We start from the raw sequence: 21,488 nt of genomic DNA, 5'->3' as shown, positions 1-21,488 counted from the left end.
CTCGTCCACGTACGCCGGACGGGATGGAATCGCCCGGCCCACCCGACCGAACGGCTCGTCCACGTACGCCGGACCGGCCAAAACCCCCGGGCCGCACGTCACACGCAACACGCAACACGTAGGGAGCCGTACGCATGGACAGCGACACCACCGCGACCGTCGACGCCACCGAGGGCGGGCGGGGCGATGTGGACGCCGGCGCCTACGAGGTGCTGCGGCGGCGGCTCTCCGCCCAGGCCGGCGAGCTCATCCGGCGGGCCGAGGCGCTCAACGCCCGCCGCACCGAGGAGTTCGGCTCGACCGGCCTGAGGCTGCTCGCCACCGAGCAGGTCCGCACCGAGCACGCCGCCGTGCCGCGCGACCTCGTCGCCGTGGGCGGGAAGCTGCTCTTCGGCTTCGAGCGGGGGCCGGGGGCCCGGGGCGAGGCCGACGTCGAGGACGTGCTCCTCGTACGGGACGCCTCCCCGCAGGACGAGGGCCGCGACGGCGTACCGGGCGCGTCCGACGCGTCCGGCGACACGCTCCTCGACGACCCCGCCTTCCGGCGCGAGTTCGCCTCCCTGCACCGCTACTTCCGCGACGCCCGCCTCCTGCGGCTCCGCCGCGTCGACGGCAGGCTGCTCGCCGTGTTCCGTACCGGTGAGAACGCCGAGGACCTGAGGGTCCTGCGCTGGGCGCTGAACGCGGACGGGACGCCCGGGGCGTTCCTCGACGCGCAGGGCGAGCGCGACCACGTCTTCCCGCCGTCGCACGACGTCGAATGGACCGTCGCCGGGCGCGACGCCCACGTCACCGGCCGCCACCCGCACATCGCCGTCGGCAAGAGCGGCGGCCTCTTCGTCGCCACGGTCGGCGGCACCCTGACCGTCAAGACCGCCGACGACACCGAGTCCCCCGACGGGATCTACGAGGAGCCCGTCGACGAGCCGCTCCAGTCGCTGGCCGACGCCGACGTCGAGTACGCGGAGGTCGGGCCGCTGGTGCTGCTGCGCGTGCGGCCGTACAAGGAGACGGCCTGGCGCCACCTCGTCTTCAACTCCCTGCTCTCCACCGTCGAACGGCTCGACGGCATCGGCCCGGCGTGCCACCGGCTCCCCGAGGACCAGGGGATCATCTTCCCCGGCGGCTACTACCTCACCACCGGCACCGCGAAGACCTTCGACACCGCCGAGGACCTGACCGAGCCCGTCTTCGAAGGCGCGGTCCGCTCCCCCAACGGCGAGGACGTCCTGTACGTCTTCCGCTCCCGCGACGGCCTCCGCAGCCTCCTCCTGCCCTACAACCTGATCCGCCAGGAGGTCGCCACCCCGCTCACCGGGCGCGGCCACGCGCTGCTGGACGACGGGACGCTCGTCCTCCTCCGCGACAGCCCGGACGGGCCGGGGCGCGTGCACCAACTCCAGCGCTGGCAGAGCCCGTACGTCTCCGACACCTACGCCGCAGCCCGCCCCGCCGGGACCGGGCCGCTCGCCCGGACCGGCAACGCCGACCTGGTGCGCGGGATCTCCGACTGCCTCGCCCTCGCCCACGGCGTACGGGACATGACGCCGACGACCGCCGTGTACGGGCGGCTCGCCGCCGACTGCGCCCGCGCCCAGGACCGCTACCACTGGCTCGCCGATCCCGAACTGGGCTCGCTCGCCGAGCCGTTGGGTGAGCTGCGGGACACCGCACAGCAGGTGCTCGCCGAGTTCACCGCCGTCCAGGACCTGACCCGGCGGGCCGCCGACGCGCTGGAGGAGACCGCCGAGCGCATCACCGCCCTGGTGCGGCGGGTCCGCGGCGAGGCCCCCGGATCGGCGTCCGCCTGGGTCGAGCGGCTGACCGAACTCCGGCAGGCGCACGGCCACTTGGCGACCATCTCCGAGATGCGGTACGCCGACGCCGAGCGGATCGCGGAGCTGTCGGTCCGGACGGCCGAGGACATCGCGTCCGCCGCCCAGCGGGCCGTGTCCTTCCTCGCACGCGAGGACGCGTTCGACGGCTACCACGAGGAGATCGCCCGGCTCGTCGCGGACGCCGGGGCGCTGGAGACCGTCCGGGACGCCTCCACCGTGACGGACCGGCTGGCCGTGATGACGGAGGGGCTGGCCACCGTCACGGACGTCGTCGCCGGTCTCGACATCGGCGACGCCACCGTGCGCACCTCGATCCTGGAGCGGATCGCGGAGGTGCTGGGCGGGGCGAACCGGGCCCGCGCCACGCTCGACGCGCGCCGTCGCGAGCTGCTGTCGAAGGAGGGGCGGGCCGAGTTCGCCGCCGAGTTCGCGCTGCTCGGGCAGGCGGTGACGGGGGCGCTGGCCGCCGCCGACACACCGGAGGCGTGCGACGACCAACTAGCGCGCCTGCTCCTCCAGTTGGAGAACCTGGAGTCGCGGTTCTCGGAGTTCGACGATTTCCTCGCGGAGCTGGCCGAGCGCCGGACCGAGGTGTACGAGGCGTTCTCGGCGCGCAAGCAGACCCTCCAGGACGAGCGGGCACGCCGGGCCGAGCGGCTGTCCGGGTCGGCCGACCGGGTGCTCGACACGATCGCCCGCCGGGTGGCCGCGCTGGACGACCTCGACGCCGTCCACACCTACTTCGCCTCCGACCCGATGGTCGCCAAGGTCCGCAGGACCGCCGACGACCTGCGCGAACTCGGCGACCCCGTACGGGCGGAGGAGCTGGACGGGCGGCTCAAGGCGGCCCGCCAGGAGGCCGGACGCGCGCTGCGCGACCGCACCGAGCTGTACGCGGACGGCGGGTCCGTGATCAAGCTGGGCCGCCACCGGTTCGCGGTGAACACCCAGCCGTTCGACCTGACGCTCGTCCCCTCCGGAGACCGCGACGGGGCGGGGCAGACCCTCGCCTTCGCGCTGACCGGCACGGACTACCGGGCCCCGGTCACCGACCCGGCGTTCGCGGCGGCCCGCCCGTACTGGGAGCAGCTCCTCCCCTCGGAGAACGCCGCCGTCTACCGCGCCGAGCACCTGGCCGCCCGGCTCCTGGACGAGCACGGGCCAAGCCGCCTGGCCGCCCTGTCCGACGCCGAACTGGCCCGGCTCGTACGGGAATCGGCGGCCGAGGCGTACGACGAGGGGTACACCCGGGGCGTCCACGACGAGGACGCCACCGCGATCCTGGCCGCCCTGCTGCGGCTGCACGCGGCGGCCGGGCTGCTGCGCCACGAGCCCCGGGCACGGGCCGCCGCGCAGCTCTTCTGGGCGTACGGCGTGGACGCGGAGCAGCGCACGGCCTGGCGGCGGCGGGCCGTCTCGCTGGCCCGCGCCCGCGACACCTTCGGCCTGGCCCCGGCGATCGCCGCGCTCCAGGAGGAGTGGGCGGCGGCGGTCGAGTGCGGCCCCGCCGCCGCGGACGGCGCACGGCCCGAGGCCGTCGCCGCGTACCTCTTCGAGGAGCTGACGAGCGGGCCGGCCGGGTTCGTGCGCTCCGGCGCGGTCCGGACGTTCCTCGACGGATTCCACCGGGCGGCCGGGCCGGACGCGTACACGGAGGACCTGGCGGCCTTGGGCGACGACCTGGCCGCCCGCCGCCAGCTCGTGGAGGGCTGGCTCGTCCCGTACGCGGAAACCTCCGGGGCCGGGCTCGACGGCGGCGATCTGGCGGAGGCCGTGGCGGTGGAGCTCTGCCCGGAGCTGGAGCGGTACGCGGGCGACGCGCCGCTCACCGCGCGGCTGGAGGGCCTCCTCGGGGACCACCCGCGCATCGCGGGCGGCGGGGCCCTAACCGTACGGCTGGACGAACTCCTGGCCCGTACCGCCGAGTTCCGCACCGAGACCGTGCCCGGGTTCCGCGCCTACCAGCGGCTGCGCACCTCCCTGGTGAGCGCCGAGCGCGGACGGCTGCGGCTGGACGACCACCGGCCGCGCGTCATGTCGGCGTTCGTCCGCAACCGGCTGCTGGACGAGGTGTACCTGCCGCTCATCGGGGACAGCCTGGCCAAGCAGCTCGGCACCGCCGACGCCGACCGGCGCACCGACTCGCAGGGCATGCTGCTGCTCGTCTCACCTCCCGGCTACGGCAAGACGACGCTGATGGAGTACGTCGCGGACCGGCTCGGGATGGTCCTCGTCAAGGTCAGCGGCCCCAACCTGGGACACGACGTGACCTCCCTCGACCCCGGCCAGGCCCCGAGCGCCACCGCCCGGCAGGAGATCGAGAAGATCAACTTCGCACTGGAGGCGGGCAACAACACGCTGCTCTACCTCGACGACATCCAGCACACCTCGCCCGAACTGCTGCAGAAGTTCATCCCGTTGTGCGACGCCACGCGCCGCATCGAGGGCGTGCGGAACGGCGAGCCGCGCAGTTACGACCTGCGCGGCAAGCGGTTCGCGGTGTGCATGGCGGGCAACCCGTACACCGAGTCCGGCGAGCAGTTCCGCATCCCCGACATGCTCGCCAACCGGGCCGACGTGTGGAACCTGGGCGAGGTGCTGAGCGGGCGCGAGGACGTCTTCGCGCTGAGCTTCGTGGAGAACGCGCTGACCGCCAACCCGGTCCTCGCCCCGCTCGCCGCCCGCTCCCGCGACGACCTGGCGCTGCTGGTGCGCCTGGCGGGCGGCGGCGACCCGGCCGCACGCGCGGAACACCTGGAACACCCGTACTCGGCAGCCGAGTTGGACCGCATCCTGGCCGTGCTGCGCCATCTGCTCACGGCCCGGGACACCGTCCTCGCGGTGAACGCGGCGTACATCGCCTCCGCCGCGCAGACGGACGCCACCCGCACCGAGCCGCCGTTCCGGCTCCAGGGCTCGTACCGCAACATGAACAAGATCGCGGAGCGGATCGTGCCCGTCATGAACGACGAGGAGCTGTCCGCCGTCGTCGACGACCACTACGCGGGCGAGGCCCAGACGCTCACCACGGGCGCCGAGGCGAACCTCCTGAAGCTGGCCGCCTTGCGCGGCTCGCTCACCGCCGAACAGGCCGAGCGGTGGGCGGCGATCACCGCCTCCTACGTCCGCACGCAGGCGCTCGGCGGGCCGGACGGCGATCCGATGACCCGCGCGGTGGCGGCGCTCGGGCTGCTCGCGGACCGGATCGCGGCGGTGGAGACGGCGATCCAGCGCGCGGGGGACCCCCGGCATCTGCTCGCGGGCCCGGCGCACGCGCCGAGTGCGGGGCGGGCGCCGGGGCCGGGCGGGGGGTCGGGCCCGGCCGGGGCCGGGGAGGGTTCTGCGGGGTTCGAGGCCGGTCCTGCCGGGGCCGGCGTGGTCGACAACGGGACGGTTCGGAACCACCATGTGAAGATCAACGACACCCCGCACTGACCGGGAAGACCGAGCCGGGAGGATCACGGCATGCTGGGCTTCGTGCCCCCACTTCCTCAGCAGCCGGGACGTCCGCCATCCAGCGGCCACATGATCGTCTGCGGTGACGACGCCCTGGCCCGCCGCCTCGCCGTGGAGCTGCGCTTCATCTACGGGGAGCGCGTCACGCTGCTCCTGCCGCCGGGCCGGGACGCGGGCGGACCCGAGACGCCGCTGACCCAACCTGGCCGGGCGGCGGCCCTGTTCGGCCGGATGTCGGCGGCGATGAACCGCGCGGGCAACGCCAACGGGGCCGCCGGCAGCGGCGACACCAACGCCGGCGTCGAGGCCGTCCGCATCATGGAGGCCCCCGAACCCTCGGACGACGTCCTGGAGGAGGCGGGCATCGACCGCGCCGCCGCCCTCGCCCTCGTCTACGACGACGACGAGCGCAACATCCGCGCCGCCCTGACCGCCCGCCGCCTCAACCCCCGTCTGCGGCTGGTGATCCGGCTCTACAACCGCAAGCTCGGCCAGCACCTGGAGGAGTTGCTCGACCAGGCGGCGGCCGTCGCCATGCCCGGTATCGACCCGGCGCTGCTGGACGCCTCCACCACCGTCCTGTCCGACGCCGACACCGCCGCCCCGGCCCTCGCCGCCACCGCCCTCACCGGCAGCAGCAAGATCATCCAGGCCGAGGGGCTGCTCCTGCGCGCCGCCGAACGCCCGCCGCCCCGCGCCGGCGAGAACGCCGACCCCGGCCTGTGCACCCTCGCGCTGCTCTCCTCCACCACCAACGACCCGGCGGGCGCGGAGGGTTCGGACAGCAGCGGCGACGAGGCCCCGCTGCTGCTGCCCGACGAGCACACCGTCGCCGCCGCGACCGGCCGGGGCACGGTGGTCCTCGAAGCGATCAGCCGGGCCGACCCGGACCGGCCCGCGACCCGGATGGGCGGCAGGGGCGCCCCGCTCGCCCAGGTCTTCTCGCGGCGGCTGCGCTGGTCGGCCCTCGGCGTCGCGCTCTCCGCGCTGGCCCTGGTGATCGCCTCCCTCCTGACCACGGAGGACACCGCGCTCCACTCGACGTACCTGACGCTGCTCGACATCCTGGGCATGAACGACCCGGCCGAGGACGCTCCCCCGGCCCGCCAGGTCATCCAGATCCTCTCCGGCGTCGCCGGGCTGCTCCTGCTGCCGCTGCTGATCGCCGGTGTCCTGGAAGCGTTCGGCACCCTGCGAACGGCCTCCTCGCTGCGCCGCCCGCCACGCGGTCTTTCGGGGCACGTGGTGCTGCTGGGACTCGGCAAGATCGGCACCCGCGTCCTCGTACGCCTCCGCGAACTCGACATCCCCGTGGTCGTCGTCGAGGAGGACCCCGACGCGCGGGGCATCCCGCTGGCCCGGTCGATGCACGTGCCGACCGTCATCGGCGACGTCACCCAGGAAGGCGTCCTGGAGGCGGCCAAGATCCGCCGCGCCCACGCCCTCCTCGCGCTGACCAGCATCGACACGACGAACCTGGAAGCGACGCTGTACGCCCGCTCGGTGAAGCCGGACCTGAGGGTGGCGCTGCGGCTGTACGACGACGAGTTCGCCACCGCCGTCTACCGCACCCTGCGCACCGCGCACCCCCAGGCCCTGACCCGCTCCCGCTCGGTCTCCCACCTCGCCGCGCCGGCGTTCGCGGTCGCCATGATGGGCCGGCAGATCCTCGGCGCGGTCCCGGTCGAGCGCAAGGTGATGCTGTTCGCCGCCCTGGAGGTGGCGGGGCACCCGCAGTTGGAGGGCCACACGGTCGAGCAGGCGTTCCGGTCCGGGGCGTGGCGCGTCCTGGCCATCGACACCACCCCGCCCGCCGACCGCAACCCCGACCTCGCCGCCCTCCCGCCGTACGCCCCGGAGGGCGGCGGCGACACGGTGCCGCCGCCCTCCGGCCTGGTCTGGGACCTGCACCCCGGGTACGTCCTGCGCGCCCAGGACCGCGTGGTGATCGCCGCCACCCGCCGGGGCCTCGCGGAGCTGCTGCGCCGCCAGCGGTCGGCGGCTTCGCGGCGGTAGCGGGGGCGGTAGGGGGCGGGCGGCGGCCGGGGTAGGCGGGGTGCCGTTCCCGACCGGGGCGGGTGCGCGGCTGCCGGCCGGGCGGGTGTGCGGCTCCCGGGTGGGCGGGCGTGCGTTCCCGGGTGGGCGGGGCTCGGCTGCCGACCCGCCGGTCGTGCCGCTACCGGAAGGCGCCCATGGCCTCCCGCACCTCGTCCAGCGTGGCCTCCGCCAGGGCATTGGCCCGCTCGTTGCCCGCGCGGAGCACTGACCGTACGTACGCCAGGTCCTTCGCGTACTCCGCCCGGCGGGCGCGGAACGGGGCCAGGTGGCCGTTGACCGCGTCGGTCACCGTCCGCTTGAGCGCGGCCGCCCCGCCGCCGCCGATCTCCGCCGCGACCTCGTACGGGTCCCGGTCCAGGCAGAGGGAGGCCAGCAGCACCAGGGAGGAGACGTTGGGGCGGGCGTCCGGGTCGTAGGTGATGTGCCGGTCGGCGTCCGTGGTCGCGCCCTTGACGAGGCGGGCGGTCTCGTCGGCGGTGGCGGAGAGCGGGATGGAGTTGGCGCGGCTCTTGCTCATCTTCGTACCGTCCGTGCCGAGGAGCAGGGGCGCGGCGGAGAGCATGATGTCCGGTTCCGGGAAGACCCGGCCGTACCGCTCGTTGAAGCGGCGGGCGATCGTCCGGGTGACCTCCAGGTGGGGCGCCTGGTCCCGGCCGACCGGCACCACGTTGCCCTTGCAGGCCAGGATGTCGGCGGCCTGGTGGACCGGGTAGGTGAGCATCAGCCCGCTGACCGTCGACTGCCTGGAGTGCGCGATCTCGTCCTTGACGGTGGGGTTGCGGTTCAGCTCCGCGACGGAGACGAGGCTGAGGAAGGGCAGCATGAGCTGGTTGAGCGCGGGGACGGCGCTGTGGCAGAAGACGGTGGAGCGGGCGGGGTCGAGGCCGAGGGCCAGGTAGTCCAGGAGGAGTCCGTCGGTGTACTCCCCGAGCCGATCGGCCGTGTCCCGGTCGGTGATGACCTGGTAGTCGGGGATGAGGACGATGACGTCCACGCCGAGGTCCTGGAGGCGGACCCGGTTGAGCAGGGAGCCGAAGTAGTGGCCGAGGTGGAGGGGGCCGGTGGGGCGGTCGCCGGTGAGGACCCGGAAGGCGGCGGGGTCCTCGGCGATGCGGCGCTCCAGGTCGGCGGTGCTGCCGGGGCCGGTGGCCCCCGCGGTGGCGGGGTCGGTGGCCGCTGCGGCCTCGGCGTGGACGGGTTCGGTGGTCACGGCGGTGGTGGTCACTGCGGTGGTGGTCATGTGGTCGGTGCCTCTCCTCGCGTGAGTGATACGTGAGGGACGGCCCCGCCGGTGAGCGCCGGTCGCGCTCCGTCTCCGTGTCCGCCGCGCCGTACGAGGGCAGCGAAAAGGGCCGTCCGTGTCGAACGGCCCTGGTTCCGTGCAGATGCTGTGGCCGCTCCTATGAGGAGCGCCACCAGTTTCGGCACGGGATGGAGGTCATGGGCCCAGTGTACGGGCCACGGGCCCGGCGCGGGAGTGACTTCCGGCCGGCTTGGGGGTCGGGCTCGGCTTCGGGCTCGACTCGACCTCGGCCCCGGGCTTCGGGCTCGACTCGGCCTTGCCCTCGGGCTTCGGGCTCGACTCGGCGCGGCTTCGGGCTTCGGGCTCGGCCGACAGCTCGCCGACTGCGTGCTCGGCGCGAAACCCGCTCCTCCTCCAGGCCCCGAGATCGCCGCGGAACGTGCCCGGGAAGCGGTCCTGGCCGCGCGAACAGGACAACGCGAACAGGACAACAGGACAAGGGCCGCCCCGTGGAATAGGACGGAAGGGGGTCCCGTTGTAGGGTGTAGTTCAATGTTCAACCAAAGCGGCCGAGGCTTCCGGAGACGGAACCCTGACCTCCGGCCGGGACTCAGGAAGGCGGACGCCATGCAGTTCGGGATCTTCACCGTCGGGGACGTCACGACCGACCCGACCACCGGCCGGACCCCCACCGAGAACGAGCGGATCAAGGCGACCCTGGCCATCGCGCAGAAGGCCGAGGAGGTCGGCCTGGACGTCTTCGCGACCGGCGAGCACCACAACCCGCCGTTCGTCCCGTCCTCCCCGACGACGACGCTCGGCTACATCGCCGCCCGCACCGAGAACCTCATCCTCTCCACCTCCACCACCCTGATCACCACCAACGACCCGGTGAAGATCGCCGAGGACTACGCCACGCTCCAGCACCTCGCGGACGGCCGCGTCGACCTGATGATGGGCCGGGGCAACACCGGACCGGTCTACCCCTGGTTCGGCAAGGACATCCGCCAGGGCATCCCGATGGCCATCGAGAACTACGCCCTCCTTCACAGGCTGTGGCGCGAGGACGTCGTCGACTGGGAGGGCAAGTTCCGCACGCCGCTCCAGTCCTTCACCGCCACCCCGCGCCCGCTCGACGGCGTGCCGCCGTTCGTCTGGCACGGCTCCATCCGCTCCCCGGAGATCGCCGAGCAGGCCGCGTACTACGGCGACGGCTTCTTCCACAACAACATCTTCTGGCCCATGGAGCACACGAAGAAGATGGTCGACCTCTACCGGCGCCGCTACGCCCACTACGGCCACGGCACCGCCGACCAGGCCATCGTCGGACTCGGCGGCCAGGTGTTCATGCGGAAGAACTCGCAGGACGCGGTACGGGAGTTCCGCCCGTACTTCGACAACGCGCCGGTCTACGGCCACGGCCCGTCCCTGGAGGACTTCACCCGCGAGACCCCGCTGACCGTGGGCTCCCCGCAGGAGGTCATCGAGCGGACGCTGACGTTCCGGGACGCGGTGGGCGACTACCAGCGCCAGTTGTTCCTGATGGACCACGCGGGGCTCCCGCTGAAGACGGTCCTGGAACAGCTCGACATCCTCGGCGAGGAGGTCGTCCCGGTGCTGCGCAAGGAGTTCGCCAACCTGCGGCCGGCCGGTGTGCCGGAGTCCGCGCCCGTCCACCCGGCGGTCGCCGCCGCCCGAGCCTCCGGAAAGGAGAGCTGACCCCATGTTCGCCACCACACCGCTGCGCGTCGTCGCCGTATCGGCCGGGCTGAGCCAGCCGTCCTCCACCCGGCTGCTGGCCGACCGGCTGGCCGCCGCCACCCGTGAACGCCTCACGGCCGACCAGGACCGGAGCGTCGACGTCAGGGTCATCGAGCTGCGCGACCTCGCCGTGGACATCGCGAACCACCTGGTCAGCGGGTTCCCGCCGGCCGGACTGCGCGAGGCGATCGACGCGGTGACGGAGGCGGACGGGCTGATCGCCGTGACGCCCGTGTTCACCGCCTCGTACAGCGGACTGTTCAAGTCGTTCTTCGACCTGATCGACAACACGGCGCTGACCGGCAAGCCCGTCGTGATCGCCGCGACGGGCGGCACGGCCCGGCACTCCCTGGTGCTGGAACACGCGATGCGCCCGCTCTTCGCCTATCTGCGGGCCGTCACCCTGCCCACCTCCGTCTACGCGGCGTCGGAGGACTGGGGGTCGTCGGGCGACGAGTACACCGAGGGCCTGCCGTCCCGCATCCGGCGCGCGGGCGGCGAGCTGGCCTCCGCGATCCTGGGCCGCGCGGTCTCCGGGGCCTCGCGCGCCCCCGGCCTGGACGACGGAGAGGACGCGGTCGTCCCGTTCGAGCAGCAGCTCGCCGCCCTGCGGCAGGGCTGAGGCTGCCGGGGGGGCGGGCCTCGGCCGCACGGGGGCGGAACTGCCGGGCCCTCGGCCGCACGGGGCGGGACTGCCGGGCCCTCGTCCGCACGGGGCGGGGTGCGAGGCGTGCGTACCGGGCGGGAGCGAGGCCCGCACGGCCGGGCACAGGTGGGGCCCGCATTGTTGGGCGTGAGTGGGGGCGGACGGGGTGACCCGCCCCCACTTGTCCGATTTGACTACAGTGAGATCGAACGCTGTACCGAGCGGGACCGCACAGGACCGAGCTGGAGGCAGATATGGGCAGGATCGTTGTGGGCGTCGACGGGTCCGACGCGTCGATCAAGGCGCTGCACTGGGCCGTACGCCAGGCCGAGCTGACCGGCGCCACGGTGGAGGCCGTGAACAGCTGGGAGTACCCCGCCACCAGCTGGGCCTCGATGATGCCGGGCATGCCGGAGGACTTCGACCCGCAGGCCCTGGCCACCGTCTCGCTCAACGAGGCGCTGGAGGAGGCCCTCGGCGCCGAGGGGGCCGCCGCGGTCCACAAGATCGTGGTGATCGGCAACCCGGCCCAGGCCCTGCTGGACCGCGCCCAGGGAGCCGACCTGCTCGTCGTGGGAGCCCGCGGCCACACCGGCCTGAAGGCCACCCTCCTCGGCTCGGTCAGCCTCCACGTCACCCAGCACGCACCGTGCCCGGTGACGGTCGTACGCGACTGACGCGGGGGCCGGCGCGCGGCTGACGGGGACGCTCGTGCGCGGTTGGCGCGGGGGCTCTTGAGCGGGGGTCGGTTCGCGGCTGACGCAGGGGCTCTTGAGCGGGGGCGTGCACGGGGGCTCTTGCGCGGCTGGCGTCGGGGCGTTGGGGGCTCGGGTCGGCACGCGGCCGGCGCGGAGGCTCTTGCGCGGCTGGCGTCGGGTCGGCACGCGGCCGGCGTCGGGTCGGCACGCGGCCGGCGTCGGGTCGGCACGCGGCTGGGGCTGGGCTGGGCTGGGCCGGTGCTGAGGCCGAGCGGTGCGCCGAGCGCCCGCGCGGCCGGGACGCGGACCGGGTCGGCCGGGCCGGGCGCCCGCTCCCGCCGGGCCGGCCGCCCTCGCGGCGGGAGAAACGGGAGGCCCGTTGTCAGTGGGGACTCCTATCGTGGGGCCATGACCCCTGCTCTCTTCGGGCGCGACCACCCCGCAGGCGTCCTCCGCTCGGAGATCGGCCGGGCGACGGACAGCCACGGCGGTCTCGTGCTGGTCACCGGAGAGGCCGGGATCGGCAAGAGCACGCTCGTGACGGACGCCGCGCACGAGGCCCGGCGGCGCGGCGCGCTGGTGGTCGGCGGTTCCTGCTGGGACTCCGACAACACCCCCGGGTACTGGCCCTGGGTCCAGATCCTGCGCGGCCTGCGCCGCTCGGCCACGGCGGCGGAGTGGGCGGCGGCCCAAGAGGCGTCGGACGGCCGGCTCGCGGCGCTGCTCGGCGACCCGGTCCGGGCCGCGTCGGGCGGTGTGGAAGTCCCGGGCCTCGGCGCGCTGCCGCCACCGGGCTCCGGCGAGGCCCCGGGGACGACGGCCAGGATGCAGGGAGCACCGCCGTCGTCAGGGCCTCCTGAGCCATCGGGACCGCCGGGCTCGTCCGACTCCCCCGGCCCCTCCGTTTCTTCCGGCTCCCCCGGCACCCCGGGCACGTCCGGCCCGCCCGCCCCCTCCGGTTCGTCCGGCTCCCCCGGGTCCCCCGGAACTTCGAGCTCTCCGGGGCCTCCCGGCTCCCCCGGCGGCGGTCCCGTCGACGGCGCCGACGCCTTCGGCCTGTTCGACGCGGTGACCACGGCCCTCGTCACCCTCTCCCAGAGCCGCCCCCTGGTGGTCGTCCTCGACGATCTGCACAGCGCCGACCCGTCCTCCCTCCGCCTGCTCGAATTCGTCGCCCAGCACGCCTGGTTCGAGCGGCTGCTGCTGATCGGCACCTACCGGGACGTCGAGGTGGAGGGCACCGGACACCCGCTCCAGCCGTTGATCCTGCCGCTGGTCTCGCGCGCCACCGCGACGCTCACCCTGACCGGGCTCGGCCGGGACGAGGTGGGCGCGCTGATGGCGGTGACGACGGGCCGCGAGCCCGCCCCGGAGCTGGTCGACGAAGTCCACCGGCGCACCGGCGGCAACCCCTTCTTCGTCGAGCAGACCGCCCGGCTCTGGCACAGCGGCTCCCCGGTCTCCACCATCCCGCCGGGCGTGCGCGAAGCGGTCCGGCAGCGGCTCGCCCTGCTGCCCGATCCGGTCGTCGCCCTGCTGACCAGCGCCGCCCTGCTCGGCCGCGAGTTCCGTCGCCAGGTCCTGGCCGTGGTCCACGGCGCGCCGGTCCCGCACGTGGACCGGCTGCTGGAGTCGGCCGTCGTGGCCCGCGTCCTCGTCCCCCGGCCCACCGGACAGTTCGCCTTCGCCCACGACCTGCTGCGCGAGACGCTGTACGCCTCGCTGGACGTCGCCGAGGTCCGTGACCGCCACGCCGCCGCCGTACGGGCCCTGGACGCGCACGGCGGCCTCGGCGACGCGCTGCGGCCCGGCGCCCTCGCCCGGCACGCCCACCTCGCCGGCGGGGCGCTGGAGCCCGGCCGGCGGATCGACCTGCTGCTGGAGGCCGCCCGCGACGCCTCGGGACGCCTGGCCGATGAAGAGGCCATCGGCCACTACCGCCGCGCCCTCGCCATCGCCTCCGGCACCCCCGACGCCCCCGAGGGCTCGGGGCGGGAACCGGACCTGCGGCGGTCCGCGCTCATCGGCCTCGACCTCGCCGGGCAGCTCCGGCACGTGGGGGAGCGGGCCGAGGCGCGACGGCTGCTGGACCAGGTGGTCGCCCGTGCGCGGGAGCTGGACGAACCGGAGCTGCTGGCCCGGGTGGCGATCACCCTCTACCGCGACGGGTTCCTGAGCGACCACGACGCGTCCACGAAGGACCTCCTCGGCGAGGCGCACCGCGGGATCACCGGCAAGGAGGGACAGGACGGGCTCTCCGACGACCGACTCGCCCAGGAGCTGACCATCCACATCATGGCGGTGGCCCGGCGCGGCTCGGACGACGAGGCGCTCGCGTTCTCGCTCTGGGCCCGCCACGACTCCGTCTGGGGCATCGGATCGGCCGTCGAGCGGCTCGCCCTGACCGACGAACTGACCGTCGTCGGGCGGCGCACCGGCCACCAGGACATGGAGCTGCACGCGGCGGCCATGCGCTGGGTTGCGCTCCTGGAGCTGGGTGATCCGGCCTTTCTCGACCAGTACCGGACGTTCGCCCGGCTGGCCGAGCTGACCGAACTGCCCTGGTTCGCACTGGGGGCAGCCGTCGACGCCGGCCTGATCGCCTCCCTCCAGGGCCGGTTCGCGGAGGCGACCGCCGCGCTGGAGGACGACGCGCTCTCCCTGGAGGGCTGCGACCGTGCGACGTTCGGCTTCATGGGGCACCACCTGCACTGGGCGCTGCACCTGCTCCGGGGGCACTTCGCCGAGGCCGAGGAGGTGCTGCGCGGACTGCGCGGCTCCGGATACCCCTGCCCCGGGCTGCTGGAGGCGGTCACCGCGGTGGAGCAGGGTGACGCGGCGCCCGCGCTCCGGCTGATCGCCGAACACGCGGACCGCCCCGCCCCGTACCCCCGGGCGTACCTGCCGCTGTGGCTCCGGCTCTTGGCCCAGACGGCCGCGCTCACGGGAGACCCGCGGCTCATCGCCCGCGCGGAGGACGAGCTGACGCCCTACACGGGCCAGTGGATCGTCTCGCTCTCCGGGTGCGACATCAGCGGGCCCGTCGACCTGTGGCTCGGGATGCTCGCCGCCGCGCGCGACGACCGGGACGCGGCGGCGGCGGCGCTCATCGAGGCCGCCGCCTCGTCGGACCGCCTCGGCGCCCGCCCCTGGGCCGTACGCTCCCGCCTGCACCTGGCTCAGGTCCTGCTGGCCCGTGGCGGCGCGGACGACGAGGCGCGTCGGCTGCTCCACGACGTGGCGCGGGAGGCGGGCGAACTGGCCCTGGACCACTGGGCGTCCGGGGCCGCCGCCGCTCTCCGCACCGCCTCCGCCCCCGCGTCTGCCGGGCCCCCGCAGGACAGAGCCGAGAACCGGGCCGCGGACCGGACCGACGACCGGCCCACCGAACCCACCGACTCCACCGAGCCCGCTAAGTCCACCAGGCCCACCGAGCCCACCGAGTCCGTCACGCCCGCCGCGCACGCCGAGTTCCGGCGGAACGGGCCGGTCTGGCAGCTCGGTTGGGGCGGTGTGACCGTACACGTCCCGGACGCCAAGGGCCTGCGCGACCTGCACAGCCTGCTGGGACTGCCCGACACCGACGTCCCGGCCGTCCGGCTCCTCGCACCGGAGGGCGGCGAGCTCGTCCTCGCCGCCGGACAGCTCGGCGGCGACCCGGTGCTCGACGACGAGGCCAAGCGCCGCTACAAGCAGCACCTGGACCGCCTGGACGCGGCGATGGACCGCGCCGCGGCCCGGGACGACGCCCGGCAGGTGGAGGCGTACGGCCGCGAGCGCCAAGCGCTCCTGGACGAACTACGCACCGCGGCCGGGCTCGGCGGCCGGGCCCGCCGCCTGGGCGACCAGACCGAGCGCGCCCGCAAGACGGTCACCGCCCGGATCCGCGACACCCTGCGCAAGCTGGACCCCCTGCACCCCGCGCTGGCGGCCCACCTGAGGGCATCCGTGACCACGGGCACCACCTGCGCCTACCGCCCCGACCCCACCCCCGACTGGCAGCTCTGACCCCTGCCGCCCGGGGCCGCCCACCACCCCGGGGGCCACCACTCCGCAGCCCTGCCGCCCCCGGGGTCCCACTGCCCGGCCACCCGCCGCAAGGCGCCCGCCGGGCCCCGCCGCCACGCTCTACGCCTCGGCGGCCACGCCCTCGGCGCTCACGTGCCCCGGGGCCGCATCGGCGACGACCACATCCGCGACGACACAGGCCACGTTGTCGGGTCCGCCGGCCTCGTGGGCCAGGCCGACCAAGCGGCGCACGGCATCCTCCGGCGTCTCCGCCGCGATGACCGCCTCCCGCAGCCCCGCCTCGTCCACCACCGCCGACAGTCCGTCCGAGCAGAGCAGATAGCGGTCCCCGGCCCGCACCTCCCGCAAGCGGATGTCGGGCCGCGCCGCCACCGCCGTCGGGGCCGACCGGCCCGCGCCGACCAACGCCTTCAGCAACAGCGCCCGCTCCGGGTGGGAAGCGGCCTCCTCCGGGCTCAGCGAACCGTCGTCGATCATCGCCTGCACCAGGCTGTGGTCGTGCGTGATCCGGTACAGCCCACCACCACGCAGCAGATAGGCCCGCGAGTCCCCGATGTGCACGAGCCCGAGCCGAGAACCGGTCCACAGCATCGCGGTGAGCGTCGTCCCCGAACCGTCCGGAGCCGCACCGGGCGCGACCGCCTCCCGGACCGCTCGGGACACCGAATCCGCCGTGTCCTCCAGAGTGTTCAGCAGATCCGCCGCGGACAGCCCGCTCTCGCCCACACCCCGCGCGGACGGCTTGAACGCCTCGATCGCCGCCACGCTCGCCTCGGCTCCGCGCTCCCCGAAACCGTCGGCCACCGCCAACAGCCGGGGCCCCGCGAACGCCGCGTCCTGGTTCTCCGTACGCACCGCCCCCGTGTCCGTCAGCGCGGCGCACCGGATCACCAGCGGCACCGCCCCCGGACCTCCCGACGCCGCCCCGGGGCGGACCGCCCCACTCCGCCCACCGGGCGACCCGGGCCGACCCGCCGTACCGCCCGTGCCCCTCACCCCTCCCGGCACCCCCCGCCCGCCGGTGCTCCCCGTACCGTCCGATATCGCCGCCATGGCCCTTCCCTCCGCTGCCAGATGGCCGACGAGGTACATCGCCAGATCGCGCCGGGCCGCCGTCTCGGCCTCCACCCGCGCCCAGTAGGCCCGGATCTCCACGGCCGCCGCGCCAGCGTCGAGCGCCACGACCCGGGCGATCCGGCTCAGCGGCATCCCGATCCTGCGCAGCCACGCCACCAGCCGGGCCCGCTCCGCCTGCGCCGGGTCGTAGTACCGGTAGCCGTTCACCGGGTCGACCAGGGCGGGCCGGAGCAACCCCAGCTCGTCGTAGCGCCGGAGCGCCTTCGCGGAGAGCCGCGACAGCCGGGAGAACTCCCCGATCGTCACCAGCTCCCCGCTCGCGGCGCCCACCGCACGGCCTTCGCGCTCCACCCCGTACCTCCTCGCACCGGGCGTCGTCCGCCCGGCCCCACCGATGCTGGGGCTTCCCCCGCGGGGAAGGTCAAGGATGCCGGGACGCGCGCGCTCGCCTCCGAGGGGCCACGGCGGCGGCCCGGGGTCACTTCCGGTTGTACAGCCGCATCGTCACCACCCCGAACACCACCAGGAACACTCCCGCCCATCCCAGCGTCCAGGCGATGTCGGCGGCCGGCCACTCGCCCGCCATCAACTCACGCACCGCCGTGGCGAGGTGGGTGACCGGGCTGTTGTTCACGAACGCCTGCAACCAGCCCGGCATCGTCTTCGGATCGACGAAGACGTTGCTGAGGAAGGTCAGCGGGAAGATCACCATCATGCTGACGCCCATCACCGACTTCTCGGAGCGCAGCATCAGCCCGAACATCGTCCAGATCCAGGAGAACGCGAACGAGAAGACGACCAGCAGCGCGATACCGGCCAGCACCCCCAGGACGCCGCCGTCCGGACGGAACCCGATGATCATGCCGACGGTGAGCATCACGAACGACGCCAGCAGATAGCGCAGGACGTCACCGAGCAGATAGCCGACCATCGGAGCGGGCCGCCAGATCGGCAGCGTGCGGAACCGGTCGAAGACACCCTTGGCGATGTCCGTGTTCACCGCGACACCCGTGTACATCGTGATCATCACGACGCTCATCACCATGATGCCGGGCAGCAGGAACTGGATGTACTCCTCCGTGGAGCCGGCCAGCGCCCCTCCGAAGAGGTACGTGTACATCAGGACCAGCATGATCGGGAACGCCGTCACATCGAAGAGCTGCTCCGGCACGTGCTTGATCTTCAGCATGGCGCGCCACCCGAAGGTCAGCGACGCCGACAGCGCGCTGGGCCGCGGCGGGCGATCCTGTCCCACCAGCAGCGCCGAGAGGCGCTCCCGGTCGGGCTCGGCAAGCACGACGTCCTCAAGGTCCGTCCTGTCGGTCGCGGTGCTCATGCCGCCACTCCCTTCTTGTCCGTGAGGGCGAGGAAGACCTCGTCGAGGCTGGGCTGTCCCAGGGAGAAGTTGTCGACCGTGATGCCGCAGCGCGCCAGCTCGGCCAGCGCGCGCCCGGCCTGCTCCGCCGCACCTCGGTCGCTGCTCTGCCCCTCCATCCGGGCGGTCAGCGCCACGGGATCCGCCTCCGTCTGGACGTCGGTGTTCAGCGCGAGCGCCAGCACCTTCTGGGCCTCGGCACGCTGCCCGGCTTCCCGCAGCCGAACGTGGACGGTCCCGGCTCCCACCGACGCCTTGAGCTCGCCCTTGGTCCCCTCGGCGATCACCCTGCCGTGGTCGATCACGGCGATACGGGAGGCCAGTTGGTCGGCCTCGTCCAGATACTGGGTGGTCAGCAGGACCGTGGTGCCGTGCGCGACGACCGCCCGCACGATGTCCCACACCTGGTTGCGGCTGCGGGGGTCCAGCCCGGTGGTCGGCTCGTCCAGGAACAGCACGTCCGGGGTGTTCAGGATGGACGCGGCGATGTCGATGCGCCGCCGCATGCCTCCCGAGTAGTTCTTCACCTGCCGCCCCGCCGCGTCACTCAGCCCGAACCCGTCGAGCAGCTGGTCGGCCCGGTCGCGGGCCGCCGGCTTGGAGTGCCCGAGCAGCCGGCCGAGCAGGATCAGGTTCTCCGAGCCGGTCAGGTCCTCGTCCACCGAGGCGTACTGCCCGGTCAGACTGACCCGGCTGCGGACCGCGTCGGCGTCCTTCACGACGTCCTTGCCGAACACGCGGGCCGTGCCCCCGTCGGGGCGCAGCAGGGTGGCGAGCATCCGTACGGCGGTGGTCTTCCCGGCCCCGTTGGGTCCGAGGACCCCGTAGACGGTGCCGGTGGGGACGGCGAGGTCGATGCCGTCCACCGCGCGGTTCTCACCGAAGACCTTCACCAGCCCCGTGGTCTCGATGGCCAGTTCTGTGCTCATGTTCCCTTCCTCGTGGATCGTCGTCGTCAGGCCCGGTGGGCCGTCGTCGGGGGTCGGTGCCACGGAACCCGTGGCTGCTGCCGGAGGCTCATGACACGTACGGGCGGACGGCGCGTGCCTCCCGCAGGGCGCGGCCCCACCAGCCGAGCTGGTCGAGCATGACGCGCACGGACCGGTCGCGCCGGGTGCCGGCGGGGCCCGAGGGGTCTTTCTCCAGCGGCTGCTGGAGGAAGTCGAGCGCGACCCCGTTCCTCAGGGTCACCGTGTGCAGCTCGGTGAAGACCGAGCGGAGCTGCTCGACCGCGTACAGACCGGCGGAACCGTGCCCGTAGCTCACGAAGGCGACCGGCTTGGTCTGCCACTCCTCGTAGGCGAAGTCGATGGCCTGCTTGAGCGAGGCGGGGAACGAGCGGTTGTACTCCGGGGTGACCACGACGAACGCCTCGGCCCGGGCGATCTCCTCGGTGAACTCGGTCATCTCCCCGGTCGCCCGCCCCGGGTAGTGCACGGGGAAGTCGAAGTCCGCCAGGTCCAGCACGGCGAGGTCCAGTTCGCTCCTCTCCCGCGCCCGCTCCATGAACCAGCGGCCGACCGCGTCGCCGATCCGGCCTTCGCGGGTGCTGCCGATGATCACCGCGACGCGCAGCGGATCGCTCCCGGCTTCCTGTGCCTGTCGCGCGGGCGGGGGGCCGCTTTCACCGGCCGCCCCCGCGTCCTCCGCCTCGCCCGTCGCCATCGCCCGCTCCTCCTCCCGTTCCCTGCGGCTTCCCCGGCCCCCGTCCGGGCCGGGTCCGCTCCCTCACCTCTGGGGCGCCAGACGCGAGCGCGCGGCCGCCAGATCGAATCTGGCGGCCGCGCGGGCGGTCGGGGACGCACGGGAGGCCGTTCCGGAGCCGGGCCTCGGCGGGCAGCCGTGCCCTCAGGTCTCCCGGGCGTAGAAGGCGTAGTACGAGACGCAGAGGACGCCGACCCCGACCGCCAGGCCGAGCGCGGTCGACCGCAGCACGCTCGTATCGGTGAGGCTCACCAGGAAGCCGATCGCGGACGCGGTCAGCGCGCCGTACGCGGCCGCCCGCAGTTCGCGCGGCAGGGAGTGCTGGATCCGGCCCAGCGCGAAGCAGAGGGCCGCCAGAGCGACCCCGGAGACGAGCCCGAGCAGGACCTGTCCGCCGGTACTGGGGCCACCGTCGCGACGGATGAACGCCGCGTAGAACCCGTAGATCACGCCGAGCACCAGAGGCAGCGTCCAGGCGAGCCGTCCGTGGTGGCGGGCCCGCGCGTGGGCACCGCCCCCTCTCCTGCCGGGCATGGCTGCGTGTGTGACCATCGCGGACCGCTCCTTCCGTCGCCCCCCGTCGCGCGCCCCCGCTCCTCCCAGAGCACACCCGACCGCGCCGCCCGGCAACTCGAACGGCGTACGGCCCGGAGCGGCCGGGCCGTCCACGGGATTCCCTGGAGGGGTGCGGACCTCTCCCCCGACCCCCTCGAAGACGCCGGCCGACCCGTCACGCTCGGCGGTCTCGGCGGCTCTCTCAACGGTCCTCCTCGTCCTGCTCGCGCTCCTGGTGCCGCTGAGCGCGCTCTCCGCCTGGGTGGATCTGGAGATCGACGACACCGACCGGTACGTGGCCGCCGTCTCCCCGCTCTCCTCCGACCCGGCGGTGCGCTCAACCGTGGCGGACCTGGTCACCGAGGAGGCCATGCGGCAGATCGACCTCGGACCGCTCCAGGACACGGCCCGGGAGTTCCTGCACCGGACCGTGTCGTCGTTCACCACCACCGACGCCTTCCGCAACGCCTGGGACACCGCGAACCGGGCCGCCCACGAGGCGGTGGCGGCCTCCCTGGACGGCGACAGCGGCGAGCCCGTGAAAATCGATCTGGCCCCCGTGATCGACCAGGTCAAGAAGGACCTCGTCCGGGACGGAGTGCCGTTCGCGGACCAGATCCCGGTCGAGCGGACGGAGATCACCGTGCTCGGCCCGGACCAGGCCGACGACTTCAGGAGCTCGTTCCGCTGGCTCCGCTACTGCAGCATCTGGCCCGCCGTCGCCACGCTGGTGTTCCTCGTCCTGGTGGTGGGCATCGCGACCGTACGGCGGGGGCTGCGGGGCGGGCTGTGGGTCACGGCGGTCGTCGGCGCCGGGTTCGTGCTCGGGGCGATCGTGTTGCGGATCCTGGTCGCGCTCGGCCGCGACCGGGCGCTGGACGAGGTGCCCGCGGGCGACCGGGACGCCGCGGCCGCGGTCGTCGACGCTCTGACGGCCTCGCTGCGGACCACGGTGTGGGTGGTACTGGCAGTCGGCGCGGCGCTGTTCGTGGGTGCGGTGCTGGCCCGGCTGCTCCTGCGGAGAAGGTCCCGGGCCGACATGCGGTGA

The 21,488-nt window shown here is 74.1% G+C and carries 13 protein-coding genes; 7 read left to right on the top strand and 6 right to left on the bottom strand.

What is annotated here, in order from left to right:
* Positions 1 to 134 precede the first annotated feature (134 nt).
* Together IF19_RS0112495 and IF19_RS0112490 are read left to right on the top strand one after the other, a co-directional pair.
* Positions 135 to 5,273 carry a DNA repair ATPase gene (locus IF19_RS0112495; protein ID WP_030277031.1) on the top strand — a complete coding sequence of 1,713 codons (5,139 nt, stop codon included), beginning with the start codon at positions 135 to 137 and terminating at the stop codon, positions 5,271 to 5,273.
* A gap of 30 nt (positions 5,274 to 5,303) precedes the next feature.
* Positions 5,304 to 7,310: an NAD-binding protein gene (locus tag IF19_RS0112490; protein WP_030115955.1), complete on the top strand. Its 2,007-nt coding sequence runs from the start codon at positions 5,304 to 5,306 to the stop codon at positions 7,308 to 7,310.
* A 160-nt stretch (positions 7,311 to 7,470) separates the two neighbouring features.
* Here IF19_RS0112490 and trpS read toward each other — a convergent pair whose 3' ends face one another.
* Positions 7,471 to 8,592, bottom strand: coding sequence for a tryptophan--tRNA ligase (trpS, locus tag IF19_RS0112485; protein ID WP_030120012.1), 1,122 nt, complete (start codon positions 8,590 to 8,592; stop codon positions 7,471 to 7,473).
* Positions 8,593 to 9,222: 630 nt separating this feature from the next.
* Between trpS and IF19_RS0112480 the strand changes: the two genes are divergently transcribed.
* The 4 genes from IF19_RS0112480 (at position 9,223) to IF19_RS0112465 (ending at position 15,708) form a co-directional block, all read left to right on the top strand.
* Positions 9,223 to 10,314 (top strand): LLM class flavin-dependent oxidoreductase, encoded by a 1,092-nt coding sequence (locus IF19_RS0112480; RefSeq protein WP_030115953.1) that lies wholly within the window; start codon positions 9,223 to 9,225, stop codon positions 10,312 to 10,314.
* Between the two features lie 4 nt (positions 10,315 to 10,318).
* On the top strand, positions 10,319 to 10,978 hold the full coding sequence (locus tag IF19_RS0112475) for an FMN reductase (RefSeq protein WP_030115952.1): 660 nt from the start codon (positions 10,319 to 10,321) through the stop codon (positions 10,976 to 10,978).
* Positions 10,979 to 11,256: 278 nt separating this feature from the next.
* Positions 11,257 to 11,679, top strand: coding sequence for a universal stress protein (locus tag IF19_RS0112470; RefSeq protein ID WP_030115951.1), 423 nt, complete (start codon positions 11,257 to 11,259; stop codon positions 11,677 to 11,679).
* A gap of 429 nt (positions 11,680 to 12,108) precedes the next feature.
* A complete protein-coding gene (locus tag IF19_RS0112465; protein ID WP_030277030.1) occupies positions 12,109 to 15,708 on the top strand; it encodes an ATP-binding protein in 3,600 nt (1,199 codons plus the stop codon).
* A 120-nt stretch (positions 15,709 to 15,828) separates the two neighbouring features.
* On the opposite strand, the gene IF19_RS0112460 is transcribed toward IF19_RS0112465, so the two are convergent.
* The 5 genes from IF19_RS0112460 to IF19_RS0112440 all read right to left on the bottom strand — a co-directional run bounded on the left by IF19_RS0112460 (position 15,829) and on the right by IF19_RS0112440 (position 20,437).
* Complete coding sequence (locus IF19_RS0112460) at positions 15,829 to 17,157, bottom strand: MerR family transcriptional regulator (protein WP_050493886.1); 1,329 nt, start codon at positions 17,155 to 17,157, stop codon at positions 15,829 to 15,831.
* 127 nt (positions 17,158 to 17,284) lie between these two features.
* Complete coding sequence (locus IF19_RS0112455; RefSeq protein WP_030277029.1) at positions 17,285 to 18,142, bottom strand: ABC transporter permease; 858 nt, start codon at positions 18,140 to 18,142, stop codon at positions 17,285 to 17,287.
* Positions 18,139 to 19,110, bottom strand: a complete 972-nt coding sequence (locus tag IF19_RS0112450) for a daunorubicin resistance protein DrrA family ABC transporter ATP-binding protein (RefSeq protein ID WP_030115945.1) — start codon at positions 19,108 to 19,110, stop codon at positions 18,139 to 18,141. The genes IF19_RS0112455 and IF19_RS0112450 overlap by 4 nt, the downstream gene beginning before the upstream one ends.
* A gap of 88 nt (positions 19,111 to 19,198) precedes the next feature.
* A complete protein-coding gene (locus IF19_RS0112445) occupies positions 19,199 to 19,846 on the bottom strand; it encodes an NADPH-dependent FMN reductase (protein WP_234310428.1) in 648 nt (215 codons plus the stop codon).
* Between the two features lie 183 nt (positions 19,847 to 20,029).
* Positions 20,030 to 20,437, bottom strand: a complete 408-nt coding sequence (locus tag IF19_RS0112440) for a hypothetical protein (RefSeq protein ID WP_030115943.1) — start codon at positions 20,435 to 20,437, stop codon at positions 20,030 to 20,032.
* A 133-nt stretch (positions 20,438 to 20,570) separates the two neighbouring features.
* Here IF19_RS0112440 and IF19_RS0112435 point away from each other — a divergent pair, with 133 nt between their 5' ends.
* The gene (locus tag IF19_RS0112435) at positions 20,571 to 21,488 is read left to right on the top strand and encodes a hypothetical protein (protein WP_030115942.1); all 918 of its coding nucleotides are present in this window, start codon (positions 20,571 to 20,573) and stop codon (positions 21,486 to 21,488) included.

This window comes from Streptomyces californicus, from assembly GCF_000717645.1.
Taxonomy (GTDB): Bacteria; Actinomycetota; Actinomycetes; order Streptomycetales; family Streptomycetaceae; genus Streptomyces; species Streptomyces californicus.
Note: the sequence above shows the minus strand (reverse complement) of the source record. Positions and strands in the feature narration are given on the sequence as shown.